Source organism: Parasphingomonas halimpatiens (assembly GCF_036663795.1).
GTDB lineage: Bacteria > Pseudomonadota > Alphaproteobacteria > Sphingomonadales > Sphingomonadaceae > Sphingomonas.
The window spans coordinates 123857-147646 of sequence record NZ_JAXOJP010000004.1 but is presented as its reverse complement, the minus strand read 5'-3'; the positions used below and the strand labels follow the sequence as shown (position 1 = coordinate 147646).

General features: G+C 65.3%; 30 protein-coding genes and 1 tRNA gene. 20 read left to right on the top strand and 11 right to left on the bottom strand.

Annotation, left to right across the window (positions count from 1 at the left end; all coding sequences use genetic code 11):
* Positions 1–5: 5 nt before the first annotated feature.
* The 8 genes from U1839_RS06070 (at position 6) to U1839_RS06035 (ending at position 6733) form a co-directional block, all read left to right on the top strand.
* A complete protein-coding gene (locus U1839_RS06070; RefSeq protein WP_332802760.1) occupies positions 6–1778 on the top strand; it encodes a hypothetical protein in 1773 nt (590 codons plus the stop codon).
* 82 nt (positions 1779–1860) lie between these two features.
* Positions 1861–2220: a hypothetical protein gene (locus tag U1839_RS06065; protein WP_332802759.1), complete on the top strand. Its 360-nt coding sequence runs from the start codon at positions 1861–1863 to the stop codon at positions 2218–2220.
* The gene (locus tag U1839_RS06060) at positions 2217–4868 is read left to right on the top strand and encodes a hypothetical protein (RefSeq protein WP_332802758.1); all 2652 of its coding nucleotides are present in this window, start codon (positions 2217–2219) and stop codon (positions 4866–4868) included. Before U1839_RS06065 ends, U1839_RS06060 begins: the two co-directional genes overlap by 4 nt.
* Positions 4865–5191 carry a vacuolar protein sorting family 37 protein gene (locus tag U1839_RS06055; protein WP_332802757.1) on the top strand — a complete coding sequence of 109 codons (327 nt, stop codon included), beginning with the start codon at positions 4865–4867 and terminating at the stop codon, positions 5189–5191. Before U1839_RS06060 ends, U1839_RS06055 begins: the two co-directional genes overlap by 4 nt.
* An 18-nt stretch (positions 5192–5209) precedes the next feature.
* A complete protein-coding gene (locus U1839_RS06050; protein WP_332802756.1) occupies positions 5210–5776 on the top strand; it encodes a D-Ala-D-Ala carboxypeptidase family metallohydrolase in 567 nt (188 codons plus the stop codon).
* A complete protein-coding gene (locus tag U1839_RS06045; protein ID WP_332802755.1) occupies positions 5773–6114 on the top strand; it encodes a hypothetical protein in 342 nt (113 codons plus the stop codon). Before U1839_RS06050 ends, U1839_RS06045 begins: the two co-directional genes overlap by 4 nt.
* An 80-nt stretch (positions 6115–6194) precedes the next feature.
* On the top strand, positions 6195–6509 hold the full coding sequence (locus U1839_RS06040) for a hypothetical protein (RefSeq protein WP_332802754.1): 315 nt from the start codon (positions 6195–6197) through the stop codon (positions 6507–6509).
* Entirely contained in the window at positions 6506–6733 is a 228-nt protein-coding gene (locus U1839_RS06035; RefSeq protein WP_332802753.1) for a hypothetical protein, read from the top strand. The genes U1839_RS06040 and U1839_RS06035 overlap by 4 nt, the downstream gene beginning before the upstream one ends.
* Positions 6734–7284: 551 nt before the next feature.
* On the opposite strand, the gene U1839_RS06030 is transcribed toward U1839_RS06035, so the two are convergent.
* The gene (locus tag U1839_RS06030; RefSeq protein WP_332802752.1) at positions 7285–7545 is read right to left on the bottom strand and encodes a hypothetical protein; all 261 of its coding nucleotides are present in this window, start codon (positions 7543–7545) and stop codon (positions 7285–7287) included.
* Positions 7546–7918: 373 nt separating this feature from the next.
* A complete protein-coding gene (locus U1839_RS06025; protein ID WP_332802751.1) occupies positions 7919–8131 on the bottom strand; it encodes a hypothetical protein in 213 nt (70 codons plus the stop codon).
* 286 nt (positions 8132–8417) lie between these two features.
* Between U1839_RS06025 and U1839_RS26785 the strand changes: the two genes are divergently transcribed.
* Positions 8418–8672, top strand: a complete 255-nt coding sequence (locus U1839_RS26785) for a DUF6894 family protein (protein ID WP_443030577.1) — start codon at positions 8418–8420, stop codon at positions 8670–8672.
* A 529-nt stretch (positions 8673–9201) separates the two neighbouring features.
* On the opposite strand, the gene U1839_RS06020 is transcribed toward U1839_RS26785, so the two are convergent.
* Both U1839_RS06020 and U1839_RS06015 read right to left on the bottom strand, forming a co-directional pair.
* The gene (locus U1839_RS06020; RefSeq protein WP_332802750.1) at positions 9202–9606 is read right to left on the bottom strand and encodes a hypothetical protein; all 405 of its coding nucleotides are present in this window, start codon (positions 9604–9606) and stop codon (positions 9202–9204) included.
* A 229-nt stretch (positions 9607–9835) separates the two neighbouring features.
* Entirely contained in the window at positions 9836–10120 is a 285-nt protein-coding gene (locus U1839_RS06015; protein WP_332802749.1) for a hypothetical protein, read from the bottom strand.
* 61 nt (positions 10121–10181) lie between these two features.
* Here U1839_RS06015 and U1839_RS06010 point away from each other — a divergent pair, with 61 nt between their 5' ends.
* On the top strand, positions 10182–10688 hold the full coding sequence (locus U1839_RS06010) for a helix-turn-helix domain-containing protein (RefSeq protein ID WP_332802748.1): 507 nt from the start codon (positions 10182–10184) through the stop codon (positions 10686–10688).
* Here the strand turns inward: U1839_RS06010 and U1839_RS06005 are convergent.
* The gene (locus U1839_RS06005; protein ID WP_332802747.1) at positions 10685–11377 is read right to left on the bottom strand and encodes a hypothetical protein; all 693 of its coding nucleotides are present in this window, start codon (positions 11375–11377) and stop codon (positions 10685–10687) included. The two genes, U1839_RS06010 and U1839_RS06005, sit on opposite strands and share 4 nt — an antisense overlap.
* Positions 11378–11732: 355 nt before the next feature.
* Between U1839_RS06005 and U1839_RS06000 the strand changes: the two genes are divergently transcribed.
* The 4 genes from U1839_RS06000 (at position 11733) to U1839_RS05985 (ending at position 13177) form a co-directional block, all read left to right on the top strand.
* Positions 11733–12065, top strand: a complete 333-nt coding sequence (locus U1839_RS06000) for a hypothetical protein (RefSeq protein ID WP_332802746.1) — start codon at positions 11733–11735, stop codon at positions 12063–12065.
* Positions 12065–12562: a hypothetical protein gene (locus U1839_RS05995; RefSeq protein WP_332802745.1), complete on the top strand. Its 498-nt coding sequence runs from the start codon at positions 12065–12067 to the stop codon at positions 12560–12562. The genes U1839_RS06000 and U1839_RS05995 overlap by 1 nt, the downstream gene beginning before the upstream one ends.
* Entirely contained in the window at positions 12562–12780 is a 219-nt protein-coding gene (locus tag U1839_RS05990; RefSeq protein WP_332802744.1) for a hypothetical protein, read from the top strand. The genes U1839_RS05995 and U1839_RS05990 overlap by 1 nt, the downstream gene beginning before the upstream one ends.
* A 148-nt stretch (positions 12781–12928) precedes the next feature.
* Complete coding sequence (locus U1839_RS05985) at positions 12929–13177, top strand: hypothetical protein (protein ID WP_332802743.1); 249 nt, start codon at positions 12929–12931, stop codon at positions 13175–13177.
* 58 nt (positions 13178–13235) lie between these two features.
* Here the strand turns inward: U1839_RS05985 and U1839_RS05980 are convergent, their stop codons facing one another.
* Entirely contained in the window at positions 13236–13559 is a 324-nt protein-coding gene (locus U1839_RS05980) for a hypothetical protein (RefSeq protein ID WP_332802742.1), read from the bottom strand.
* Positions 13560–13851: 292 nt separating this feature from the next.
* Positions 13852–13937: transfer RNA gene (locus U1839_RS05975), tRNA-Tyr, on the bottom strand.
* A 127-nt stretch (positions 13938–14064) separates the two neighbouring features.
* Between U1839_RS05975 and U1839_RS05970 the strand changes: the two genes are divergently transcribed.
* The 3 genes from U1839_RS05970 (at position 14065) to U1839_RS05960 (ending at position 17411) form a co-directional block, all read left to right on the top strand.
* A complete protein-coding gene (locus tag U1839_RS05970) occupies positions 14065–15675 on the top strand; it encodes a M20/M25/M40 family metallo-hydrolase (RefSeq protein ID WP_332802741.1) in 1611 nt (536 codons plus the stop codon).
* A gap of 240 nt (positions 15676–15915) precedes the next feature.
* Complete coding sequence (rlmB, locus tag U1839_RS05965) at positions 15916–16662, top strand: 23S rRNA (guanosine(2251)-2'-O)-methyltransferase RlmB (protein WP_332802740.1); 747 nt, start codon at positions 15916–15918, stop codon at positions 16660–16662.
* Entirely contained in the window at positions 16662–17411 is a 750-nt protein-coding gene (locus tag U1839_RS05960; RefSeq protein ID WP_332802739.1) for a hypothetical protein, read from the top strand. Before rlmB ends, U1839_RS05960 begins: the two co-directional genes overlap by 1 nt.
* A gap of 212 nt (positions 17412–17623) precedes the next feature.
* Here U1839_RS05960 and U1839_RS05955 read toward each other — a convergent pair whose 3' ends face one another.
* Positions 17624–17941 (bottom strand): 2Fe-2S iron-sulfur cluster-binding protein, encoded by a 318-nt coding sequence (locus tag U1839_RS05955; RefSeq protein WP_332802738.1) that lies wholly within the window; start codon positions 17939–17941, stop codon positions 17624–17626.
* 66 nt (positions 17942–18007) lie between these two features.
* Between U1839_RS05955 and U1839_RS05950 the strand changes: the two genes are divergently transcribed.
* Positions 18008–18625 carry a DNA-3-methyladenine glycosylase family protein gene (locus U1839_RS05950; RefSeq protein ID WP_332802737.1) on the top strand — a complete coding sequence of 206 codons (618 nt, stop codon included), beginning with the start codon at positions 18008–18010 and terminating at the stop codon, positions 18623–18625.
* 108 nt (positions 18626–18733) lie between these two features.
* Here U1839_RS05950 and U1839_RS05945 read toward each other — a convergent pair whose 3' ends face one another.
* Genes U1839_RS05945 through U1839_RS05935 form a run of 3 tightly spaced genes read right to left on the bottom strand, consistent with a single transcriptional unit; the run spans position 18734 to position 21482 of the window.
* Positions 18734–19597 (bottom strand): lipase family protein, encoded by an 864-nt coding sequence (locus tag U1839_RS05945; RefSeq protein WP_332802736.1) that lies wholly within the window; start codon positions 19595–19597, stop codon positions 18734–18736.
* Between the two features lie 15 nt (positions 19598–19612).
* Entirely contained in the window at positions 19613–21010 is a 1398-nt protein-coding gene (locus tag U1839_RS05940) for a M20/M25/M40 family metallo-hydrolase (RefSeq protein ID WP_443030576.1), read from the bottom strand.
* Between the two features lie 58 nt (positions 21011–21068).
* Positions 21069–21482, bottom strand: a complete 414-nt coding sequence (locus U1839_RS05935; protein ID WP_332802735.1) for a DUF2147 domain-containing protein — start codon at positions 21480–21482, stop codon at positions 21069–21071.
* 65 nt (positions 21483–21547) lie between these two features.
* Here U1839_RS05935 and mtnP point away from each other — a divergent pair, with 65 nt between their 5' ends.
* Entirely contained in the window at positions 21548–22423 is an 876-nt protein-coding gene (mtnP, locus tag U1839_RS05930) for an S-methyl-5'-thioadenosine phosphorylase (RefSeq protein WP_332802734.1), read from the top strand.
* Positions 22424–22428: 5 nt separating this feature from the next.
* Positions 22429–23730 (top strand): Nramp family divalent metal transporter, encoded by a 1302-nt coding sequence (locus U1839_RS05925; protein WP_332802733.1) that lies wholly within the window; start codon positions 22429–22431, stop codon positions 23728–23730.
* Positions 23731–23790: the final 60 nt, after the last annotated feature.

The window sequence follows — 23790 nt, the reverse complement described above, 5'->3', positions numbered from 1 at the left end:
TGACGATGCGAATGATGACCTGGCTCGCCGCGACGATCGCGGCCGGGCTGCTGGCGTGCGCGCCACAGGCCGCACCGGCGCAGAAGATCAGCGACATCCCGGCCGCGACGACGCTCGGCGGTACCGAGCAGCTGCGCGGTATCCAGGGCAGCGGCTGCCTGACCCACACCACGCCGTGCCTCGATGTGCGCGTTTCGGCTGCGCAGATCGCGACCTATGCCAATGCCAGCCTCGACGCGAAGCTGGTCGCGATCGCCGGGCTGTCGCCGTCGGCGGACACCTGCTTCTATTTCACCAGTTCCACAGCGGTTGCGACCTACAGCTGCCCGTCGTTCGGGCGGTCGGTGGTCAATGCGTCGAGCGCGTCGACGGCGCGGACGACGCTTGGTGCAGCGGCATCGGGCGCGAACGGTGACATCACCTCGCTGACCGGCCTGACGACCGCACTGCCGCTCACCGAGGGCGGTACGGCTGCGACGTCGGCAAGCGCGGCGCGCACCAGCCTTGGCCTCGCGATCGGCGCCAACGTCCAGGCGTGGGACGCCGACCTCGACGCCATCGCGGCGCTCACGGGCACGAACACGATCTATTACCGCTCGGCCGCGAACGCATGGTCGCCGGTGACGATCGGCACGAACCTGACCTTCAGCGCGGGTACACTTGCCGCGACGGGTGGCGGAGGTTCCGGCACCGTCACCAGCGTATCAGTTGCCACTGCCAATGGCGTCTCAGGCACCGTGGCGACCTCGACGACGACGCCGGCCATCACGCTCACCCTGGGTGCCATCACGCCGTCGAGCGTTGCAGCCACGGGGACCGTCGCAGGGTCCAATCTGTCCGGCACCAACACGGGCGATCAGACGATCGCATTGACCGGCGATGTGACGGGAACAGGAACAGGCTCGTTCGCTGCGACCATCGCCAGCGGCGCCGTCACGCTCGCCAAGCAGGCGAACATGGCGACGGGCTCGGTCGTCTACCGCAAGACTGCGGGCGGCGGCGCGCCCGAAGTGCAGACGCTCGCGACGATCAAGGCTGACCTCGGCCTGGCGGGGACGAATAGCGGCGACCAGACGGCGATCACCGGCAACGCTGGCACGTCGACCAAATGGGCGACCGCGCGCAATCTGTCGATGACCGGCGATGTCTCATGGACGCTTACCGGTGTCGACGGCTCGGCAAACGTCGGCAGCACGGCGACGCTGGCGACGGTCAATGCCAACATCGGATCGTTCGGCTCGGGCACCTCGATCCCCAACTTCACCGTCAATGCCAAGGGGCTAGTCACAGCGGCGGGCGCCACGACGCTGACGGCGGCAGCGATCTCGTCGTCATCGGTGCCGTGCAAGTCCGCGGTGGCGGCATCGGTCACCGGCACGGTGATCGAGACGACGCTGGTCACCTGCACGATCCCCGCGAACGCGATCGGGCCGAACGGGCAGGTCGAGATCATGACCCTGTGGTCGACCACCAACAGTGCCAACACCAAGACGCTGCGCGTGAAATTCGGCGGGACGGCCTATTACAATTCCCCGGTGACAGCGACGTTGAGCGCGAATGCGGTGACACGGATCGCGAACCGGAACGCGACCAACTCGCAGGTCGGTTTCCAGGCCATTGCCACGGCCGGTGTCGGCAATGGCGGCGCGAACGCCAATACGACGTCGGCGGTCGATACCACGGCCTCGGTCAACATCGATTTTACTGGGCAGCTCACCAACACCGGCGAGACGATCACGCTCGAAAGCTACCTCGTGCGCGTGACCTACGGCGCGTGATTCCTATTCTCACCGAAAGGTCACTCACATGAACGTAGCTCAAGGGGCGGATATCTATGCTTTCCGCGCGGATCCATTTGATTTGCAGATCGCATTCTTCGGTGCTGACCTGACCGGGGTCGCGCTCTCTTTCGCGGTCAAACTCGCTCGCGATGTGCCGAGCAGCGCGCTGATGACCCTGACCAACGGCAGTGGCATCGCAGTAATCGACGTCGCGACCGATGCCGATGGCACGCCGTACAGCACGCTTCAGCTACAGATGACCAAGACTGCCTTCATGGCGGCGTTCGCGGCCTATCCGGCGGCGGTTCCGGGCGGCGCTGCGCTGTTCGCCTATGACCTGCAATGGACACCGCCCACCGGACTCGTCGCACCGGCCACGCCGCTCGAAGAGACGATCCTGACCGGCAACCTCTTCATCCAAGGGAGCGTAAATTCGTGACCGACCTCGAAATCCAGTTCATCGGCCCCGACGCGCGCGCCGCACTGGCGGCAGCCCGCCGCGCTGAAACCGCTGCCGGTACCGTCGGCGGCGCCGTCACGGCGGTCACCAACGCCGAGGCGACCGCGCTCACCGCGATCGGTGGCGCGCAGACGACCGGCGTGGCGGCAGTCAACACGGCCGGGGCGGCGGCGGTCGCCACGCTCACCGGCCTTGGCGGCGGCGCGAACTATGTCGTCGATGGTCTTGGCCGCAAGAACCTGATCGCAGACCCGCGTTTCACCGAAACAACGGCCTCAGGCTATCTGAACTCGCTCGACAGCTATTTCCTGTTCGAATCCGGATGGATCTTCGAAGCACCGACGGGCACCAATCCGTATTCGGACTGCCAGCAGGCGCGCAAGCCGTCGTCGAACTTCACCCTCTACGCAGCCGCGTTGATGGACAACCTCGGTCTCATTACCGGGGACGTGTTCCGCTTCGGCATGGAACTGCAGCAGAGTGGCACGGCGGCCGTCTCGGTTACCGGACAGTGGCGCCAACGCGACGGCACCTATGTTGGCAGCACCGTTACGTTGCTGTCGGCGGTCACGCCAGGCACGGCCGGCGCTGCCTATAATCCAGCCGTCAACCTGACCGTCCCTGCAAAGGGCGCGCGGCTCGATCTTACCTTCCAAACCACAGACGACCTTATCGTTCGCTCGATTTGGTCGCATCGCGGAACCGTCCCCGCCCGCCCGGTCGATGCGCGCCCGATCCCCGATGCAATGGGCCGCATGCAGCGCCTCGAAGCGCAGTCGCTCGGCAAGAACAACATTGCCTTGAAGCGTGTCGATATCACGCAATCGGGCACCCGCACGGTGACGGTGGACACCACTTCGGTGTCGCTGGCGCTGTCGGCGACGACGGGCGGCTACGGTGCAGTTTGCACTGCATCGTCCAGCACGAACCCGTTCAACGCGGTGCAGCTACCGCTTGGCCTGCAATGGTTCACCGGCAGCGGCTACAGCCCACCCTCACGCATCTATGCTATGGTGCGTTCGGCTGGCGCGAGCGAGAACCCGGCGACGGATGGTTCGCTGATCGCCGAGGGTTATATCGACGTCGATCCGTCATCTGGAACCCTCGGGACGGAGCATATCCTGCTCTACAGCCCCGCGACGGGCCTGCCGGTCACCGTGACGCAAGCGATGCTCGGGACGCGCTACTTTATCGCCTATTACGGCGTAACGGCAGCGAAAACCCCGGCGATCGGCATCTACAATTCTCAAGGTGTTATGGCGGCGCGCGACAGCACCTATAACAGCGGGCTTGCCTATCAGTTCGCGGCGACGAACCCGCGCACGAATGGCTGGTCGACGGGCGATCAGCCATGTGCATTGCGGCAGGTTATGCTTACCACGCCGACCGAGGTCTATGTCGCCTCGCCGGCATTTGCAGCTCAGGTCGCCAGCTTCACCGATGAGCCGCCTTTGATCATCGCTTGCCCGCCCAAGGTCTATGCGATCGTCAATCAGCAAGTGAATATCTACTACGACAACTTCATGCAGCGCCCGCTGCGCACGGCGAACATCAAGACGATATTGGGCTTTTCCGCACCGACCACGAACGACGGCCCGCAACAGGAGCGCGTGACGCTCACGCCGACCTCGGCCGGCACGTTCCCGCTGACGATCGCGGCCTATCGCGGCGATATCTTCTCCAGCCAGGTATCAACGTCGTTCGTCGTCTGCGCTGCGAGCGCCACAGCGGCGACGCGCAAGTGCCACTTCATCGGTGACAGCCTCGTCGCCAATGGCGGCATGCTGACGCAGCTTCTTGCCCAGTCGGCGGCCGACGGCGTGACGACCATCACGCTCATGGGAACGCAAGGAACGACGCCGATCAAGTTCGACGCGGAGAGTGGGCAGTCGCTTGGCCAGTTCCTCACCGCGACCTATCGCAGCGGCGCGACCAACCCGTTCTATAATCCGGGAACTAGCCAGTTCGACTATGCCTATTACCTGTCGAGCACCTCACAGACGGCGCCGAGCTACTTTTTCATCGAAGGTGGCCAGGTCGATGTGGGCGCGGCGGCCACGGACAGCGGTGCGCAGATCAGCGCGACCGCCTATGCGGCGACGGTCGAGACGATCATCACGTCCGTTCGCGCGGCTGCACCAAGCTGCAAGATCGTCGTCTATACCGCGACATGTGGCCCGCGTGACGGGCAGGATGGCCAGATGGGCCAGAGTTACGGCCCTGCATGGCGCGCGCGTCGCAACTGGATGATTCTCGCGCAGAAGCAAATCACGCAGTTCTCGGGGCGCGAGGCGAGCGGTATCTATGTCACCGCGACCGGCGTCTCGGTCGATCCGGACACCGGCTGGCCGCTCGGCGCGCCGGGCCCAAAGAACGCGTCGATCGTCGCGGGGGTCACGTTCGCGACCTATGCGGGGATGAACCTCACCCAGGGCGACGGCACGCTCGCCAAAGTGACCGACATCAGCGGTTGGTTCGTGAAGGTCGGGCCGAGCGGCTCCGGATACTGGCGTGCTGCAGGCGATCGCGACGGCATCGTACGCCGCTACACCGATACGATCCACTATGCGAACGGCTGCTATCAGGTAGCAGCGCAGAACCTCGCGCTGGTGAAGAACATCGGATGAGCGCGCCACATGTGCCCGGGCTTTCCGGTGGCGCACTCGCCGGAGTGATCATGGCGTCATGGGGCGCCGCGACGGTGTTCTGGATGGGCATCGGCGCCACGATCTGGCGCATGTTCTTCGAACCGCGCCTGAAGGACATGAAGGCGCAGCTCGCCGACGAACGACGGCGGTGTGATGAAGAACTCAGGGAATTGCGCGACCGGGTGAAGCAGCTCGAGACGATGCTGCTGCTCTATGGCCCGGCCGCGCTACGCCAGCAGATGCAAGCGGCGCTCTCCGAAAAGGAAATGGAGATCCGCGCGATCGGGAAAAGCTCCGAATAGAGCCGGTGCGGGGGCGCCATGGACAAAATCACCGACGAGCCGCTCGATGATCTCGACGCGGGCGTGATCGCGCTCGCCTGGATCTACCGCGCGGCCGCTCAATCAGAAGGAAACCCGACGATGACGACGCAGCTTTCGCGCCACTTCACGCTTGAGGAATTGACGCGCAGCGACACGGCGGACGCGCACCACATCGCCAACACGCCGCTCCCGGCGCACCGCGCCAACATGACCGCCTTTCTCGCGCCCGGCCTCGAACAGGTCCGCGAGATCGTCGGCAACGTGCCGGTCAACGTCCATGACGCCTATCGCTGCCCGGCCGTCAACAAGATGGTCGGGGGCACGCCGACCAGCGCCCACCCGCTCGGATTCGCGGCGGACATCGACGTGCCCGGGCAGACACCGCTCGCCACCGCCCGTCTGATCGCCGCGGCGATGAAGGCCGGAAAGATCAAGATCGACCAGCTCATCCTCGAAAGCGGGCGCGGCACCGTCCACGTCAGCTTCGATCCGCGGGCGCGTGGGATGATGGGGCATCAACCCGGCGTCGCGGGGACGCCGATCGACTGGAGTTTTTTCAAATGACCAGCAACCGCGAACAGCTCATCGCCTACCTCGCCACACTCGCCGCGCTGGTGATCGTCTTCACCATCGCGATCGTCGCCGGAGGCATCTCGCCGGGCGTGGCTGGGCACATCGAGGTCTACGGCCTCGGCACGGTCACCGGCGGCCTGATCGGTCTCCTGCGCCTGCCGTCAGTGCGCAATCCAGTCGGCATCACCGATAGCGGCGATGTGAACGTCACCGCCGCAGTGCCGGCACCAGACGCGGCGCCCGATGCGCCTGCCGATGCTGTCGCACCTGCACCGCATGCTCCGGCCACCGCGACCCCGGTGCCGGTTGCCGCTCCCCCGGGTCAATAATGAAAGACATCACCATGCGATATCGAATGCTCGCGCCATTCCTGGCGCTCGCGGCCCTATCTGCCTGCTCCCTGCCTGGGATGTTCGCCGCGCCCGGCGCGTTGCCCGCGCCGGTGACCGTCGCCAACAAGACGACGCTCGACGAGAATGCCGCCATCGGCTTCGATTCGGCGATTGAGGCAGCGGCCGATCTGGCGACACTCGCGGTAAACGCGCACGTCATCAAGCCATCGCAGCTTCCCGCGTTGCGCGAGTTGAGCCGCAAGGCGCGGCTCGCCGTGGCTGCGGTCCACTCGGCCTATGGGTCGGGCAATGCCGAGACGATCGCCGCAGCGGTGGCCAATGCCCAAAGCGCGATCGACGACATCCGTGCCATGGCGAAAGGACAATCGTGACGAACCTACCGACCCTCACCCAGGCGCTGGACGCCATCGGCTCGCTGACCGGCAATTCCGCCACGATCAAGTCGGCCGAGAGCCTGGTGCACATCGTCACCGGGCTGTTCACGCACCCGACCGATCAGGCAGCGCTCAAGACGAAGTTCGCCGAGGTCGAAGCGTCCGCGCTGTCGGCGCTCGACCGTCTCGACGCGGCGATCGACGTGGCCGAGACGGGGTGACCATATTGCCAACGCCGGCAAGATAGCGACAATCTCCGAGTTATTCAGCGCCGGGGACCTTCGGGTCTCCGGCGTTTTGCGTTCAGCAGATGGTTTTCCTTATTTCCAGTCGGGTTTGGTGGCGATCGCCGGTAGAAGATTGCCGGGGCACGGGCTGCCATCGGTGCCCGTGTGGTTGCGGGGCGTTCTGAATCGCTGGCCATCGACTATCGACCAACAGCCGCTCCCGCATCTCCCGCATACCGAGCATGTCGCCCAGCATCGCATCCATGTGCGCTCGTTATCCGACAGAGGTGTGTGGCTGGTCGTCTTCATCAATCCTCCACCACCGCGCCCAGCTTAGGCTCCGGCAAGCGCGGGAATAGGGCAAGGAGACGCCGCCCATGCACTGACAAAACGATCAAGCCGGCCATCGCGAACGAATTGGTTGAGGTACCGATCGGGCTGGCCGATCATGCGCGACAGCGCCGCGAGCGACGTCGGGCGCGCTGGCGCAAGTTCTTTCAGGCGCTGACATGCGTCACGGGAGCCGGCATCGATCGGCGGCGGCCTCATATAGCCTCGCCGGGATCGCTTCGCGCAGCGTCGATTAGGCGCGGCCACGCTTCCTGTATTGAGACGGGTAGATCGCCGCATTCCGCGATCATCCATGTGGTCGGGGAGCGCATCGCTCTCAACAGTTCGTCGGCATCGCTGGCGAACGCCTGCCACCCGACCCATGTTTCGCCGGCCGCCTTGCCCTCACCGTGGCATAGCTCGTCAGGTTCGCGGCCCTCACGTTCGCAGAGGAAGCGCGCGACGCGCTCGACCATCGTCCCCAAAATGCGCATCCCCACCAAGCCGGGTTGCCGCAGCGCCTATGCGGGAGGCTAAGGCGCTGCGACATGCCTATGCTAATCTGGTACGATCGTGCGACGCAAGGAACTGATTTCGAGACTGATACGCGAGCAGCGAGACCTGCGCGTGCGTCCGAATTGAACCAATGAAAGACTGGCGCGTTACTATCGGACCATGGAACCCCAACTCGCCCCGGCCTGACGGCTGGGGCTTTTTTTGTGTCGCGTTGGAATGATACCCGATGTCGATCAAGCACTAGCGACTTGACCCCTCTTCCCTTCGACGCCAACTTGAGGGGGGCGTCGCGACTCGCAAGCTGGGCAGTTTTGTTTGGCGCAACGCTACCGATCAGCCTGCCACATAGGGATAAGTCGCGCGCGCGATCTCGACCGCCTTGGCGATTGTGTCGAGCTCCTCCGCGCCGCCCGACGGATGCACCGCCCAGTTCGACCTCACATTTTTAGCTACGGGCAATTTCTCCACGGGACCGGTGACCTCGCGCCACCGCGCATCACTGCCGCCCGCCGCGCCAACGATTATGGCGACCAGGATGTCGGTCAACTCGGCCGGCGTCGGGACACTGCTCATGCTCGCACTCATCGCGGCCTCATCCGGACGAGGGTCGCAAGAGCCGCGCCGTCCACCGCACCTAATACCACGCCGATCGCCGGGCTGTGAAATGCCAATCCGACCACCGCGCCAATTGCGGCGCCTGAGGCGATGATAATTGCTGTCTTCACTGGCTTGCAGCACCCCACTCGTTCTGGGATCTGTATACGTGTGTGACCCAACATCGGTATGCAAACCGGGTTAACGACCGATCCGCTGCAATTTCTATAACACGGCGGTGCCAAGATTCTTCTTCCATGTCGTACACGACACGTCGTCGCTCACAGATGAGCATGGGACCATACTGCCAAATCTGGAGGCGGCGCACAAAGAGGCCCGCAAGATTCTTGGCGAGATCCTCGCGGATGAATTGCGGAGCGCGGTAGACCTCATCCGCCTCACGATTACGATCGATGACGCGGGCGGCCATAGGGTCGGTGAGACCAAGACGGTCACGACCGTGACCACGACGACTGGTCCGCTCGCGGGGTGACGAACAAGCCCGGCTGGTTGGGCCGGGTTTGTCACGGGCTGGCCACGCCTGCAAGATTCCGTGAAGAGCGAGCGCGACCAATCAATTCGGCGATGTAGCGTGATGCGTCATCGCCATACTCGCACTCGATCGCGAGCGCTTCAGTCCATCGTGCTTGATCCGGACACATCGGCGATGATGCCGGCACAGATAGGCCCGAAAGTCGCTTGCGCGCATCAGCCGGCGGCATATCATCGCGCCGTTGCGGTGCATGACAGACTCCCCGTACCTCGTCACAGATGTCCGGTCGTCTCCTTAGGCAATCATGCACCGCAGCACCCATGGGCTCGAACCGAAAACGTCTTGGCACGGCAGATCAATCGCTTAAGGTTGGACGGCCGCGCTGGCTTCTACCAGTGCGGCGCCGCAACGATGATCCCTCTCGAGCTATTGTTGCGGGAGCAGGGGCTGGCTTTCGCGACCTCAACGCGCGATCGCCCGGTCCCTGCTCGCTCGGGCTAATCTGAATATTTTGTCATTGGACGGACGCTCACGAGCGAATAGCATCCCCTCGCCGATTAAACGGCTCGAGGGGATGCACGATGAACCGGAAACTGTTGCTCGCGGCCGGGGTCGCAATCTTTTTCGCCACGCCTGCGCTCGCCGCCGCGCCGTGCAAGGACGTCCACGGGAAGTTCGTGAAATGCCCGCCGCGCGCCGTGTTGGTGTCGAAGCCCGCGCCGGCGGCCAAGCCCACCACCGTTCGCTGCAAGGACACGCATGGCAAGTTCATGAAGTGTCCGCCCGCTGCCGCCGCTAAGCCTACGGTGACGCGATGCCGTGATGCGAAGGGGCGATTCAAGAAGTGCTGAGCGCCGCTGACGAGCCCCCGCGCGAGCGAGTCACCATCGACATCGCTTGCGCCATTACCGGCCTGTCGCGTCGATCGCTTCAATCTCTATCGAGCTGCGGCAAGGTGCATGGCGCCGCGAAACTCGGCCATCGCTGGACCTATAATGAGGCGCGCTTGCGTCAATGGGTTGCCGACCAAGAAGCCGCGGCAGCTTTGGGTCGAGCGCCCCGGCGATCGCTGGCCGGGCGTGTGATTACCCGGAACGAGCGCGAAATCTTGCGACGCTACGAGGAGGCTCTTTCGCGACGGCGATAGCATCGCAAGGCGGTAGCTAGAGCAGGTGTTCAAGCCGATCAAAGGCGCGCTCCGCCTCAGTTCGGCGATCACCTTGAGACAAGCTTGGTTGGTCTCTCCGCCAGTCATTCGGCAAACCGGCAATTTGATCTAGGCCCTCATCTATGGCCTTGCGGTCCCAACGATCCTGGCCGCCGAGCTTGACCGGGGCGGGCAATCGGCCGATCGCAACCTCTTGGACGAACTTCGCAGGGGCCAAGCCGCAGTAGACGGCGGCGGTCGAGCGGCGCATCATGCGCGGCCATTGTGCGATGACAGTCATTTTCACTCCATGTTGACTGTCTCACTATACCGCGCGCCAGCGACTGAGCCATAAGCGACCGATGAGACCCGACGAATCAAAGCGCTACATCAGCTTTTCGCCGCATCCACTCGATGCACTGTACGGCCGCATTACACGCAAGCATGAGCAAGGCGGAACGCTTCAGCTCTCACCCGAAGATCTCGATTGGTTCGTGGTGTCAGGTGCATATGCGGCGCTGCTACAGGCCGTCGCACGCGAGCGCTTCGCTGTAGCGGCTGCGCGCATAGAGGCGCGCGGCGGCGACTTGAGCTTCCTTACCAAAGGAGCGACGGATGCGGTCGAGCCGGCGCCCGACGCAAGCAAAATTGAGGACACGGTCGCGCCGGAACCAGCCCCGACACCACCGGTATTTTCCGTGAAGATGCTAGCGGCGCGGTGGGGGGTAAGCACCGGGTCAGTCTACACCCTGATGAAGTCAGGCGAGCTTCCGCACTTCAAGCTGGGCGGTCAACTCTATCGGATCACTCGGGAGGCGGTCGAGGCGCATGAGGAAGCGCAACGTCATCAGGCGATGCGGCGGCGCTAGCCTGCGATCGGCAGATCCATACGTCGCGCTAGCTCAGTGGCCTGAGCGATCGTCAGCCAGCTCGGCGGGATCACCGCGCCGGGCGTATCGCGACACATGCTGACCATCTTGTGGATGTCGGGGATATACTCATCGTGACGTTCCATTTTCGGGCTCATCACGCTCTTGGATGATCGAAAGGCCTTCACCGCCATCACGTCGACCGGCTCGTCGGCGACCCACCAATCTGCAGGATCGTCGCCCGCGTCGACCGCGGATTGATTGAGCGCTGCGCCCTCGGCAGTGTGATAGCCAGCGTGTTCAGGCCAGTACGTGACCGCAATGTCGGACGGGAGGAAACCCAACGCCACGCGGTTCAGCGCGATCACGTGCGACATGCCCTCCGGAAAATCGATATCGATCCGCTCACCCGTCTCTTTATGCACGCCGTAGAAGACCGCCTGGACCAAACACCGCGGGACATCGATCCGCGTCGTGAACCACGCGAGCGGCGGGAAATCTTTCATCGCCCGACGGATCAGAACATCCGAATTGATCCTGCCGAGCTTGGGGTGGAAGACTGACTCCGACGCACCCTCAAGCTGGATGACGCCAGACATCCAGATGAGGTTGGTGCGCAACGTGCTGGTATGGTGCCAGACGATCGGTTCTTCATTGAGCCGCCCTCGTTTCGCCTCACCCATCATCATATCCCCTACGATAGTCCACCATATCGGGCTGGCGCTCGAGGAGGGCAAGGGCGCGCGGAAGCCTCCCCGGGAAGGGATGACTTGCGCTTGATTCTGGATGGGGGCATGTTGCCCAGTGGGTGTGGAAGCCCGGACCGAGATAGGCACTCGTCCCGTTGGCGCGGGATAATTGCCGAAATGTAAGAGCGAGGATTGGCGTCCTTTGCTCACCGACACCTTATGTCGGGAGCGGGCGCCATACAATACCCCTTTTGGGGGAAAACGCTCGAGCGGTCTCTCGGCCGACTTCCACCTCCCGGCACCAGGTCCGTCACCTGGAATTGGCTGTGGAAGGCCAAAACCGAGAGTACAAAACATGCAGACCTTCAGGACGAATTCGCCCGGCACCCCCTCACGTCGCAGCATACTCGGCGCAATAGCCCTCGCGCCCGTCATCGCGGCGCCGGCCGCCGCGCATGTATCGCGCGCCCAGACGCACGCCGAGAAGTTCCTGGATGCCATGGAGGTCCTCCACCCGAACGGCAGACTGGCGGCGCAGCGAGCGATCGACGCCGGAATGTCACCATCGTCGTTCTCTACCGGCATCTTCTTTTTCGCGAAGGACGTGCCGCCTGATTATGTGCCAGCGCTGATCTTCAAGACGGAAGGCGGCTATCGCAGTTTTCGCCCGCGCGGGGAGGACAACTGATGGCCGCCGCGACACGTCGCGCCATGCTCGCCGCGACGGTCACCGCCGCTGCCGCAGCGCCCGTCCTGCCCGAGCGTGCGAAATGGGACCGTCGCCTCAAGTGCTACACCATCCTGAAGGCGCTGGCGGACGCCGACGACAAATTCGGGCTGTTGGCGGAAGCATGTGAGGTAGGCGCGGCGGCGCGGTATCAAATGGAAGCCGATCACGGCACTTGGGCGCGCGCCGTGGCGCATCCGGTCGCGGGCAAGCAGTGCGAAGCGATATGTGAAGCCGAGTACGCGGCCAGCGACGCGCATTATCGCGACTATATCATCCCGGCCGACAAGGCGGCGATCCTGCTGGCACTGACGCCGGCGCCAGACGTCGAGGCGGCGGTGTTCAAGATTGCCATGATCAAGGAGGAATCGCTCGATAACCATGCGTGGTTGAAGCGGCATCCGATGGAGATCGTTCGCGAGGACATGGCGCGGTTGCGCCGCGGGGAGGTGCGGTGATGGCCGAGATCATCCCATTCCCCGCCGCGCGCTATTTCCGGTCGGCCGAGCTCGTCACCGCACTCGGTATGCTCGAGCGGTTTGATAGCGCGGTTCCAACTGGCGACCCCGTCGTGGACAACTTGGCCGAATTTCACCGGCAGATATGGGAGGAAGAGCTTGTCCGCCTCGGCGGCGGCACGATTGCGATCCTGAAGCCTGACACTGGCAAGGTGTGAGCATAGTTCGGGCCTACAAATTCCGCCCGTAATCCTTGATCCGGCCGTCGCGAGACATGGCTCGGTTGCGGGGTGTCTTACAACCCTTCCCGGCCCGGTGCGATCGGGCCGGCTTTTCAGGGGTACCCATAATGCCTATTCCCGAGGGATGTCCGCGCTCGACCGTCTCGCGAATCTTCCCAACTGGCCAGCGCGCATGACGGCCCCAGTCGCCGCCGCTTACATGGGCGTGTCGCCGACAACCTTCCGAAACAGATTTGGCGAGTTCGGCGTGAGGGAGGGAGCGAACCTGCTGTGGGCGAAGCGGCAGCTTGACCACCTCGTCGCCATTCAGTTCGGGCTGCCGGCGGACGGGTCGGCAATCAAGCGCCCGAACAGCTGCGATAACCTCTTGTAGAGAGGCACGTCTCAGCCGGCCGACTTCCGAGTGCCTATCGTCGGCTGCCAGCGCGGCTTCAATCGATGAACTTGCGCTGCTGTATGAGCTCGTTCGTCCAGGAGAGCAGGAGGCAAATCCCGTTGTTCTCGATGCCCCACTTTCTGCGCTCCTGGCCCGCGTACCCGCCGAGGATATCATTCAGGCCATCGTTAATCTCGCGATCGCTGCGGCCGCGATGCAGGCTGAGGTCGAGGCGGGAGAAGCGTTGGGCAAGCCATGGAAAAAGGTCACCGTCAGCGATGTGCTGCTCGACATCGTCGATTGTCGTGCCTTCGTGGGCACCGCTGTCGATCAGGGCGCTCAACTCCAAAATCAGCAACGTCAGATCGACCAGTTTCATCGCACGCCTCCCGCCGCAGCCTTGCGTACACCTATTGCTTCTTCGGGTCCAAGCGTCGGGATCGTCCGTCAGCAAAGGCACTGCGACTCAATCGCCGCCGTGCGGAGCCACGCGGAGTCCCTGACACGCAAACATGTACGATCGTGTACGCGGCATGTACCTAGGACACGCCGAGAGCGCTGGACAATTGGCGGAAAACTGCGGAAATCGGCGGAACTCAACGGAAATGGGGCAACCCAAACATTGAGCCGCGCGCATCCGAAGAAGTCCCGATATTTCGGTAACTTAGAGTTGGTGGACAGGGCTGGATTCGAACCAGCGTACGCTTGCACGGGCAGATTTACAGTCTGCTGCCTTTAACCACTCGGCCACCTGTCCAGATGAGCCGCCAAAAAAGCGAGGCGGTCCCATGCCGAGCGGGGGGCCGCGTGTCAACGGCTTGCGCCGCGCCGCGCGCACGAATAGCGCAGGGACAACGCCACGCCGTCCCCCGGGAGGACCCTCCATGCGCCGTCTGCTGCTCGCTTCTGCTGCCCTTGTCGCGCTCGCCGTCCCGGCGTTTGGCCAGTCGGTCGACCGCAACCAGGTCAACCGCATCATCGATGAGGGCACGACCCGAAGCCAGGTGATGCCGATCGCCGAGCACCTCGCCGACGTGATCGGCCCGCGCCTGACCAACTCGCCGCAGATGCGCCAGGCGGAAGCCTGGACGATGGCGAAGTTCGGCGAATGGGGCCTGAAGGCGGTGCACCGCGAAGGCTTCGACTTCGGCCGCGGCTGGTCGATCGAGCGGTCGAGCGTGCGCATGGTGTCGCCGCGCCCGATCCAGCTGACCGCGATCCCGATCGCCTGGACGCCGTCGACCGGCGGCACGATCTCCGCGCCGGTGATCGTCGCGCCGATCAAGCGCGAGCGCGATTTCGACAAATGGCGCGGCCAGCTGAAGGGCAAGATCGTCATGGTCACGCTGCCCGACACCGGCTCGGAGCCCGGCGAGGGCGCGTTCAAGCGCTATAGCGCCGACGATCTCGGCAAGCTCGACCAGTATCAGCAGCCAACCTACGACCCCGCCGCCGCCGATCGCCGCGTCAAGCGGCTCGACTTCGCCAAGAAGTTCGACGCCTTCCTCAAGGCCGAGGGTGCGCTGGCCTATGCCACGCAGTCGCGCTCCGACGGCAAGCTGGTGCATGGCGAGGGTTATCTGTTCGGCGTCGGCGACACGCCGAGTGTACCGGGGGTCGAGATCGCGGCGGAGGATTATCGCCGCCTCGCCCGACTCGCCAAATCGGGCACCGCGCCGACGGTCGAGATCGATACCGTCGTGCGATACGACGACAGCGACACCCGCGCCTATGACATCATCGCCGAAATCCCCGGCACCGACCCCAAGGCGGGTTATGTCATGGCCGGCGCGCATCTCGACAGCTGGGTCGCCGGCGACGGCGCGGCCGACAATGGCGCCGGTAGCGCGATGGTGATGGAGGCGGCGCGGATCATCGCCGCTACGGGCGTGCGGCCGAAACGCACGATCCGCTTCGCTTTATGGGCCGGCGAGGAGCAGGGCCTGCTCGGCAGCCTCGCTTATGTCGAGAACCACCTCGCGACGCGCGGCAACCCCAATGACCCCAAGCAGACCGGGCTTGCGCTTTACATGGGCTGGTCGAACCGCTGGCCGATCACCCCGCGTCCCGGCTGGGGCGATCTCGCCGCCTATTTCAATCTCGACAACGGTTCGGGCAAGGTGCGCGGCATCTATGTCGAGAACAACCAGGCGGTGGTGCCGATCTTCCGCGAATGGCTCGCGCCGTTCGCCGCGATGGGCGCAAGCAACGTCGTGATCCGCAAGACCGGCGGCACCGACCACGTCTTCATGCAGGCAGTCGGCGTGCCCGGCTTCCAGTTCATCCAGGACCCGCTGGACTATGACAGCCGGGTGCACCACACCTCGATCGACACCTTCGACCATCTGAAAGGTGCCGACATGCGCCAGGCGTCGATCATCCTGGCATCCTTCCTGGTCAATGCGGCCAATGCCGAGCGCGCCCTGCCGCGCCCGCCGCTCCCGACCCAACCCGTGGTAACCGATCCCTATGCGTACAGCGACGACGATGAATAGCAGCGCCCTTAAGCTCCTCCCCGGCACGGGGAGGGTGTTCAAGCTTTGGCTTGCCCCCGGCAAGCCAAGATCATGTTCGGGGAACATGATCTCACTTGAACACGCGCGCTTCTTCAGCGCGTGGTGGAGGGGCTTGGCGCGCGTTTCCGGTGCACCGCGCTCCAAGCCCCTCCACCAGCTTCGCTGGTCCCCCTCCCCGTGCCGGGGAGGAACTGGAAGCTTCGAAAGGTCACCCTTTTAATGGCCCGCCGCGGACACCGCCCATCTCAATCCCAGGCCGGCCGCCCGCGCTTCTGGGGTCGCCACGCCGTCACGGCAGCGCTGGCCAATCCCGAGCGCGTCGTGCGCAAGCTGTGGGCGACGCGCGAGGCGCTGGCGGGGCTCGACATCCCGCCGGTGATCCCGATCACCTTCGCCGATGTCACCGACCTCGCGCGGCTGGTGCCGTCCGACGCGCCGCACCAGGGCCTCGTCGCCGAGGTCGATCCGCTCGAGGATGTGTGGCTCGGCGACCTGCTCGAACAGGGTGCCGGCGACAAGCGCTCGCTGGTCGTGCTCGACCAGGTCACCGACCCGCACAATGTCGGCGCGATCCTGCGCTCGGCCGCTGCGTTCGATGCGCTCGGCATCGTCACGCAGGACCGCCATGCTCCGCCCGAATCCGGCACGATCGCGCGCTCTGCCTCGGGCGCGCTCGAACTCGTGCCCTGGGTGCGCGTGGTCAATCTCGCCCGCGCGCTCGAGGAGATCGCCGAGGCCGGTTTCTGGCGCATCGGCCTGGCCGGCGACACGCAGCAGACGCTGGCCGAGGCGATCGGCGAGGCGCGCATCGCGCTGGTGCTAGGCGCCGAGGGCGAAGGCCTGCGCCACAACACCGCCGAGCATTGCGACCAGCTTGCGCGCCTGCCGATCTCGCCTAAGGTGGAGAGCCTGAACGTGTCGAATGCGGCGGCGATCGCGCTCTATGCGGTGTCGATTCGGGGCTGATGGCCGGGGGTAGCGCGATGGGTCGGTTGTTCAAGGCGGCGATGGCGCTGTTGCTGCCTTTCGCGCTCGCCAGTTGCGTGCTTGCACCGGGCAAGTTCGTCTCCGTGCTGGAGATCGACGCCGATCATCATTTCAGCTTCAGCTATGTCGGTGAGGTCTATGCCATCGACATGGGCGACGAGATGAAGGGCCTGGGCGACACGCCCGCCGACAAGACCGACCCGAGCAGCGACGACGGCACCGACAGCCCGACCGTGCGCCCCGCCGCGCTGCAGCAGGAAGGCAAGGACGATTCTGCGGCCAAGAAGGCGGCGACCGACGCGCGCAACCGCGAGATCGCCGCGGCGCTGTCGAAGGAAGCGGGCTACCGCAAGGTGAGCTATGTCGGCGACGGCAAATTCCAGATCGACTATGCCGTGTCGGGCACGCTCGATCACGCCTTCGTCTTCCCCTATAATCTCGATGCCGAGGCGGTGTTCCCGTTCGTCATCGTCGAGCTGCGCGCCAACGGCACGGTTCGCGTCAAGGCGCCGGGCTTCGCCAATGACAGCAGCACCAAGAACGTGCCCGGCGCAGGCCAGCAGACCAGCAAACTCGACGGCGTCTTCACGCTCGACACCGACGCCGAAATCGTCAGCCAGAACAATGAGGACGGCACGACCGCCGGCACGCCGGGCCGCAAGACGATCGTGTGGAAGGCAACCCCGCTGACCAAGGATGCGCCGACGGCGGTGTTAAGGTTGAAGTGAGCCTTGTTTCCCTCGCCCCTGGACAGGGGAGAGGGATACCGCAGCTTGGCAGCTTGCTGCCTAGCGGAGGTTGGGAGAGGGGTTGAGCGGTCCGCAGGACCGCGCGGCGCAAGTGCGCCGCACACCCCTCTCCCAGCTCCGACTATGCCCGCGTGAAGGACGCGGACCAAGTCTGCGCAACCCTCTCCCCGTCCGGGGAGAGGGAGCAACAATCAATCCTCGGCGGCGACCGTCACCTTCATGCCGTCCAGCGCGTCGCTGAACGCGATCTGGCACGACAGGCGCGAATATTCGTCGCGGTCGCTGGTCGAATCGAGCAGGTCGTTCTCGTCCTCGCTCATTTTCCGCAGTTTGGCCGCAAATTCCGGAGCGACATGGACATGGCAGGTGGCGCACGAGCAGCAGCCGCCGCACAAAGCGAGCACCTCGTCGATTCCGGCGTCGCGGATCACTTCCATCACCGAAAGGCCCACCTCGCCCATGATCTCGCGTTCTTCCCCATCGCGGGTCACGACGATAAGCTTCGGCATCAAATTGCTCCTACATTGTCGCGGCCGCCATGCCGTCCGGCGCGGCATGAATCAAGGAATCTCCACATGGGCCTGAGCGCCGATCAACTGCGCACCGCGCTCGACGACCTTGCGGCACGCGAACCGGCCTTCGCCACGGCGCTGACGCGCGCCGGCTATCCCGAACCGCGCATCCGCGAGCGCGGTTATGCCACGCTGCTGCGCACGATCGTTGGCCAGCAGGTCAGCACCAAGGCCGCCGAGAGCGTGTGGCGCAAGCTGGAGGGCATTGTCGGCCCGCTCACCGACCCCGGCAACATCGCGCGGGCGAGCGACGAGCAGCTGCGCGAGGCGGGGCTGTCGCGGCAAAAGGCGAGCTACGCCCGCAGCCTTGCCGAGGAAGTGACGAGCGGCCGGCTCGACCTCGATCAGTTGCCCGCAGACGACGAGGACGCGATCGCCGCGCTGGTCAGCATCAAGGGCATCGGGCGCTGGTCGGCGGAGATCTACCTGCTGTTCGCCGAAGGTCGCGCCGACATCTGGCCCGCCGGCGACCTCGCGGTGCAGATCGAAATCGGTCGCATCCTCGGCCACGAGGCGCGCCCGTCGGAAAAGCTGACCCGCGAGCTTGCCGAAGCGTGGCGCCCGCACCGCGGCGCGGCGGCGATCTTCGCCTGGCATCATTACAAGATCGAGGTGATCTGAGCGGCCCGGGACGGGTGACATAAGTCGGCGTATGGGCGCCGGCAGCACGGGCGGATTGCCGCGAGTTTCGCGCGCGTCAGTGTTGGATAATATTGTCAGTTGGCGCCCTCACGGCCCGACCCGCTTCCCCAGCACCGCCGCGACATAGTTGATCGGGGCGTGGTCCGCCCCGGTGCGCAGCCAGACATGGCCGCGCCGTGGCCCGGATCGGTGGAGATAGGCGAGGTCGCCGATGAGCCGGTCGACCATCCGGCCGAGCAGGCCGGGCGGCGGCGAGTGTACCGTGCCGTGGCGATCAACATAGTGCATCTTGGCGACGTGTCGAAACCAGATCGGTGGCGGCAGGTTGGTGACGAAATCATAGCAGCCGACATAGCGCCGCACCGCGCGACCGGCGAAGGCGTGCGCGAAAGCGCGGCCGCCGACGCGCGGCGAGCCGAAAGTGACGAGTTCTGCATCGGGATGGAGCCCGGCCATCAAGGTCGCCATCGCCGCACCAAGGCTGTGACCCGTGACAATCAGCGGACCCGCAGGCTGCGCCGCGAGCCAGCCGTCGATCGGGGCGCGCAGGCTGTCATAGGCGCGCCAGAAGCCGCGATGGACGCGGCCGACGCCCGGCCAGGGTCGCGGCAGGAACTGCGCGTCGTCGATCAGATCGCCACGGTCGTCGGCCTGGGTGCCGCGAAAGGCGACGAAGCGGCGCCCGGCAGCGTCGCGCGCGCCAAATGCATAGAGGCCCGGCCCGGGCTTGCCGCTGGTGCGGGGCACGAAGAACAACTGTATGTCGCCGTAACCGGCCGCCGCCAGCGCGATGCGTAGCTCGGCCTCGGCCGCCGGGTCGCTTTCGGCGCGGACATAAGCGAGCCGGGCGAGTTCGGCGCAGCGCGCGTCCACGCTCCAGCTTGCATCGACCGGCAGCGCCGGCCGGCTCTCGGGCCGGAACAGCGCTGCCTCGGTCGAATCATAGTCCACGCCGCGCGTCGCGGCCTATTTCGACAGGTCCGTGAAAAGCGACAGATAATAGGTGATCGCCGGCGCGATGTTGGAGACGGCGGTGCGCTCGTTCAGGCCGTGGCTGAAATCGTCCGAATCCTTGCTGAAGGTCGGGCTGGCGCCATAGCTCGGGATGTTCTTGTTGCGGAAATACATGCTGTCGCTGGCGCCCGATGCCATGCTCGGGAAGATGGGCACGCCGGGGCGGATCTTGCCCATTGCCTTGGTCACGGCGGCGATGAAGTCGGGGCGCATCGGCGAGGCGTCCGACGGCAGCGAGCCTTCGGTGACATCCCTGATCTTGACCGCCGGGTCGGCGGCGACGCGTTGCAGCTCTTCCATGATCTCGGGCAGCTTGTGGCCGGGGAAGATGCGGCAGTTGATGTTGGCGGTGGCGCGCTGCGGCAGCGCGTTGAGCGCATGCCCGCCATTGACCATCGTCACCACGCAGGTCGTGCCGATCTTGCCGACGGTCGCGGGATTGGCAGTGAGCGTGGCAATCGCCGTCTTGTCGGTCGGGTCGGCGGCAAAGGCCTTCATCGCCGCGCCGATCGCCGGATCGCCATAGTTGGCGGCTTGGGCGAAATAGGCGCGGGTCAGCTCGCTGACTTCGGGCTTGAACTGATATTGGCCGATGCGGACGAGCGCGGCGGAAAGCTGGTTGATCGCGTTGACCGGGCGCGGCGCCGAGCTGTGGCCGCCGGGATTGGTGACGCTCAGCTCGAAATCGGCATAGGTCTTCTCGGCGCCCTGCCAGGTGAAATAGAGCGCCGCGCCGGTCTTCTCGTCGAAGGTGCCGCCGCCGCCATCGATGTTGAGCACGAGATCAGCATTGGCGAGCTTGTCGGCGATCATTCCCGAGGTCTTCATCACCGTTTCCTCGTCACCCGAAAATTCGATGACGATGTCGCGGCGCGGCTTGTAGCCCGAGCGGCGCAGCTCGATCAGCGCGGCGATCGCCATCGTGCCGTCGAGCTTCATGTCGGTCGCGCCGCGGCCGTAAAGATAGCCGTTCTCGACCACGGGGGTGAACGGGTCGCGCTGCCAGTCGGCGGGCTTGGCCTCGACCACATCCATATGGCCCGAGATGACCAGCGGCTTGAGCTTGGGGTCCGACCCATGCCAGCGCGCGATGAGATACGCGGTGTCGTCGACCGGGGTGATCTCGACATCGCCATCGGCGAAGCCGCCGGCGACGAGCGCGGCCTTGTAGAGCGCGGCGACCTGCGGCGTCTGGTTGCCGGGGCCGCGCACCGAGCGCAGCGCGATCGCCTGCTTCGCCAGTTCGAGCGCCTGCGCCTCGGCCTGGGGATGACCCGCCGGCGCGGCATGCGCACCCGCCGCCGCCATCACCGCCACCGCCGCGAAACCCGTCATCATCTTGCGCATCATGTCCGCCCCTTGTCGTCAGCCGACGACCGTAGAGCGATTTGCAACTTAGTGAAATGCGTTACGGCGCACGGCGCCACACCTGGTCGCGGCAGATGAAGAGATAGGCGCAACCATGCACCGCGAGCGTCCCATCGGCGTTGCGCGACAGCGTGCCCTTGACGAAGAGGCCGTCTTCCGGGCTGTAGAGCTTGCCCTGCCACTTGTCGCCGCGCTCGGCGAGATTGAAGATCACCGGCAGGCCGACCAGCGGGCGCTGGCGCTGGGCATGGTCGGGGTTGTGGATATCGGTCGTCGGCGGGTTCTTCACCCCCGACAGGATCCTGATGATATGGCCGCACATCGATGCGCCGCACGGCGCGATTTCGACCAGCGCCTTGGCGTCCTTGGTGATCCAGCGCCCGATGATCGGCGCGGCGGCTTGCGCGGGTACGGCAAAGAGAAGCAAGAGCAGGGCGGCAGCTGCGATTCGCATCAACGGTTTATCCTGGTGGGTTCGGGCGATGGAGATTGGCGAGGCGTGTGCTTGGAGGCTCAGCAATGAAGGACAGGTGGACGATCGGCATTATCGGCGGCTCGGGGCTCTATGCGATAGTTACGCTCGAGCGCCCCGAATGGCGCCATATCGCGACGCCATGGGGCGAGCCCTCCGACGCCGTGTTGTGCGGATCGCTGGGCGATGTCGACCTGGTATTTCTCCCCCGGCACGGGCGCGGTCATCGCATATCGCCGTCGGAAATCAACTTCCGCGCCAACATAGATGTGCTCAAACGTGCCGGATGCAGCGACATTCTCGCCATCTCGTCGATCGGGTCGCTGCGCGAGGAGCTGCCCCCGGGGCATTTCGTCGTCGTCGACCAGTTCATCGACCGTACCGTGGCGCGCCCGGCGAGCTTTTTCGGCAGCGGCATGGTGGCACATGTCTCGATGGCCGAGCCGGTCTGCGCGCGGCTGTCGGGCATCGCCGCCGATGCCGTCCGCGCAGCGGGAGGTTCGGTCACGCAGGGGGCGACCTATCTGGCGATGGAAGGTCCGCAATTTTCCAGCCGCGCCGAAAGCCTGCTCTATCGTAGCTGGGGTGCCGATGTGATCGGCATGACGGCGATGCCCGAGGCGAAGCTCGCGCGCGAGGCGGAACTTCCCTACGCGCTGATCGGTATGGTCACCGATTATGATTGCTGGCGCGACGAGGGCGCGCCTGTCGAGGTGAGCGAGGTGATCGCGCAGATGCATGCCAATGGCGAAATCGCCCGCCGCACGGTCGCCGCCTTCGTCGCCGCGCCGCCGGCGGTGCGTGCGCCCTCGCCGCTCGATACCGTACTCGACCATGCGCTGATCACCGCGCCCGAGGCGCGCGACCCGGCGGTGCTGGCGCGGCTCGACGCGGTGGCCGGCCGCGCGCTGGGGACGCGCTGATCGCGATGGCGTCGGTTCCGCGTCCTTCGCTGGCCGAAAGCTATCGCAGCGTCGCGGTGCCGCTGGGTCGCGGGCGTTTCTGGGCCAAGCTCGCGGCCTTTTCCGGCCCCGGCTATATGGTCGCGGTCGGCTATATGGACCCAGGCAACTGGGCGACCGACCTCGCCGGCGGATCGGGCTATGGTTACGCCCTGCTCTCGGTCATCCTGCTGTCGAACATCATGGCGATGGTGCTGCAGTCGCTCGCCGCGCGGCTCGGCATCGGCACCGGACGCGACCTCGCCCAGGCGTGCCGCGCCTGGTATCCGCGGCCGGTCACGATCATCCTCTGGGTGCTGTGCGAGATCGCGATCATCGCCTGCGACCTTGCCGAGGTGCTCGGCACGGCGATCGCGCTCAACCTGCTGTTCGGGCTGTCGCTGGTCGCGGGCGTGTGCCTGACGGGGTTCGACGTGCTGCTGATCCTCGGGCTGCAACGCTTCGGCTTCCGCAAGCTCGAGGCGTTCATCATCGTACTGCTGGTGGTGATCGCGGGCTGCTTCGCCTATGAATTATGGGTCGCGCGGCCCGACCTGGCGGGCATCGCACAGGGGCTGATCCCGCAGGCACGGATCGTCACCGATCCGGCGATGCTGTACATCGCGATCGGCATCCTTGGCGCGACGGTGATGCCGCACAATCTCTATTTGCACAGCGCGATCGTCCAGACGCGGGCGAGCGGCGAGGACGATGCCGGGCGGCGCGACGCGTTGCGTCATGCGACGATCGACAGCAATATCGCGCTGAGCTTCGCGCTGTTCATCAACGCGGCGATCCTGATCCTCGCCGCCGCCGCCTTCCACCGCAGCGGGCACAGCGACATTGCCGAGATCGGCGACGCCTATAAGCTGCTCACCCCGGTGCTCGGCGCCGGTGCGGCGAGCGTGGTGTTCGCCGTCGCGCTGCTCGCATCGGGGCAGAATTCGACCGTGACGGGGACGCTGGCCGGGCAGATCGTCGCCGAGGGTTTTCTCGACCTGCGCTTGCCAGTGTGGCTGCGGCGGATGGCGACACGGCTGCTGGCGATCGTGCCGGCGGTGATCGTCGTCGCGATGTCGGGCGACGTCGGCGCGACGCGGCTGCTGGTGCTGAGCCAGGTGATCCTCAGCCTGCAACTGCCGTTCGCGGTGGTGCCGCTGGTCGCCTTCACCGCGAGCCGCGCCAAGATGGGCGCGCTGGTCAGCCCGGTGTGGCTGCGGATCGCGGCGTGGACGATCGCGGCGGTGGTGATCGCGTTGAACCTGACGCTGCTGGTCGGGTTCTTGTAGGCGCTGCCCCCTCACCTTCCCCGGCGAAGGCCGGGGTCCAGCCGGGGAACGAAAATGATA

What these genes read in the sequence shown, in the direction of transcription:
- U1839_RS06070 (WP_332802760.1), top strand. Translation starts at nt 6, where the DNA reads ATGCGAATGATGACCTGGCTCGCCGCGACGATCGCGGCCGGGCTGCTG.
- U1839_RS06005 (WP_332802747.1), bottom strand. Translation starts at nt 11,377, where the DNA reads ATGATGATGGGTGAGGCGAAACGAGGGCGGCTCAATGAAGAACCGATC.
- U1839_RS05985 (WP_332802743.1), top strand. Translation starts at nt 12,929, where the DNA reads ATGTCCGCGCTCGACCGTCTCGCGAATCTTCCCAACTGGCCAGCGCGC.
- U1839_RS06040 (WP_332802754.1), top strand. Translation starts at nt 6,195, where the DNA reads ATGTTCGCCGCGCCCGGCGCGTTGCCCGCGCCGGTGACCGTCGCCAAC.
- U1839_RS05995 (WP_332802745.1), top strand. Translation starts at nt 12,065, where the DNA reads ATGGCCGCCGCGACACGTCGCGCCATGCTCGCCGCGACGGTCACCGCC.
- U1839_RS05940 (WP_443030576.1), bottom strand. Translation starts at nt 21,010, where the DNA reads ATGATGCGCAAGATGATGACGGGTTTCGCGGCGGTGGCGGTGATGGCG.
- mtnP (WP_332802734.1), top strand. Translation starts at nt 21,548, where the DNA reads ATGAAGGACAGGTGGACGATCGGCATTATCGGCGGCTCGGGGCTCTAT.
- U1839_RS05960 (WP_332802739.1), top strand. Translation starts at nt 16,662, where the DNA reads ATGGCCGGGGGTAGCGCGATGGGTCGGTTGTTCAAGGCGGCGATGGCG.
- rlmB (WP_332802740.1), top strand. Translation starts at nt 15,916, where the DNA reads ATGGCCCGCCGCGGACACCGCCCATCTCAATCCCAGGCCGGCCGCCCG.
- U1839_RS05980 (WP_332802742.1), bottom strand. Translation starts at nt 13,559, where the DNA reads ATGAAACTGGTCGATCTGACGTTGCTGATTTTGGAGTTGAGCGCCCTG.
- U1839_RS06000 (WP_332802746.1), top strand. Translation starts at nt 11,733, where the DNA reads ATGCAGACCTTCAGGACGAATTCGCCCGGCACCCCCTCACGTCGCAGC.
- U1839_RS05925 (WP_332802733.1), top strand. Translation starts at nt 22,429, where the DNA reads ATGGCGTCGGTTCCGCGTCCTTCGCTGGCCGAAAGCTATCGCAGCGTC.
- U1839_RS06010 (WP_332802748.1), top strand. Translation starts at nt 10,182, where the DNA reads ATGAGACCCGACGAATCAAAGCGCTACATCAGCTTTTCGCCGCATCCA.
- U1839_RS05970 (WP_332802741.1), top strand. Translation starts at nt 14,065, where the DNA reads ATGCGCCGTCTGCTGCTCGCTTCTGCTGCCCTTGTCGCGCTCGCCGTC.
- U1839_RS06045 (WP_332802755.1), top strand. Translation starts at nt 5,773, where the DNA reads ATGACCAGCAACCGCGAACAGCTCATCGCCTACCTCGCCACACTCGCC.
- U1839_RS06050 (WP_332802756.1), top strand. Translation starts at nt 5,210, where the DNA reads ATGGACAAAATCACCGACGAGCCGCTCGATGATCTCGACGCGGGCGTG.
- U1839_RS05950 (WP_332802737.1), top strand. Translation starts at nt 18,008, where the DNA reads ATGGGCCTGAGCGCCGATCAACTGCGCACCGCGCTCGACGACCTTGCG.
- U1839_RS05990 (WP_332802744.1), top strand. Translation starts at nt 12,562, where the DNA reads ATGGCCGAGATCATCCCATTCCCCGCCGCGCGCTATTTCCGGTCGGCC.
- U1839_RS05935 (WP_332802735.1), bottom strand. Translation starts at nt 21,482, where the DNA reads ATGCGAATCGCAGCTGCCGCCCTGCTCTTGCTTCTCTTTGCCGTACCC.
- U1839_RS06030 (WP_332802752.1), bottom strand. Translation starts at nt 7,545, where the DNA reads ATGGTCGAGCGCGTCGCGCGCTTCCTCTGCGAACGTGAGGGCCGCGAA.
- U1839_RS05955 (WP_332802738.1), bottom strand. Translation starts at nt 17,941, where the DNA reads ATGCCGAAGCTTATCGTCGTGACCCGCGATGGGGAAGAACGCGAGATC.
- U1839_RS06015 (WP_332802749.1), bottom strand. Translation starts at nt 10,120, where the DNA reads ATGACTGTCATCGCACAATGGCCGCGCATGATGCGCCGCTCGACCGCC.
- U1839_RS06055 (WP_332802757.1), top strand. Translation starts at nt 4,865, where the DNA reads ATGAGCGCGCCACATGTGCCCGGGCTTTCCGGTGGCGCACTCGCCGGA.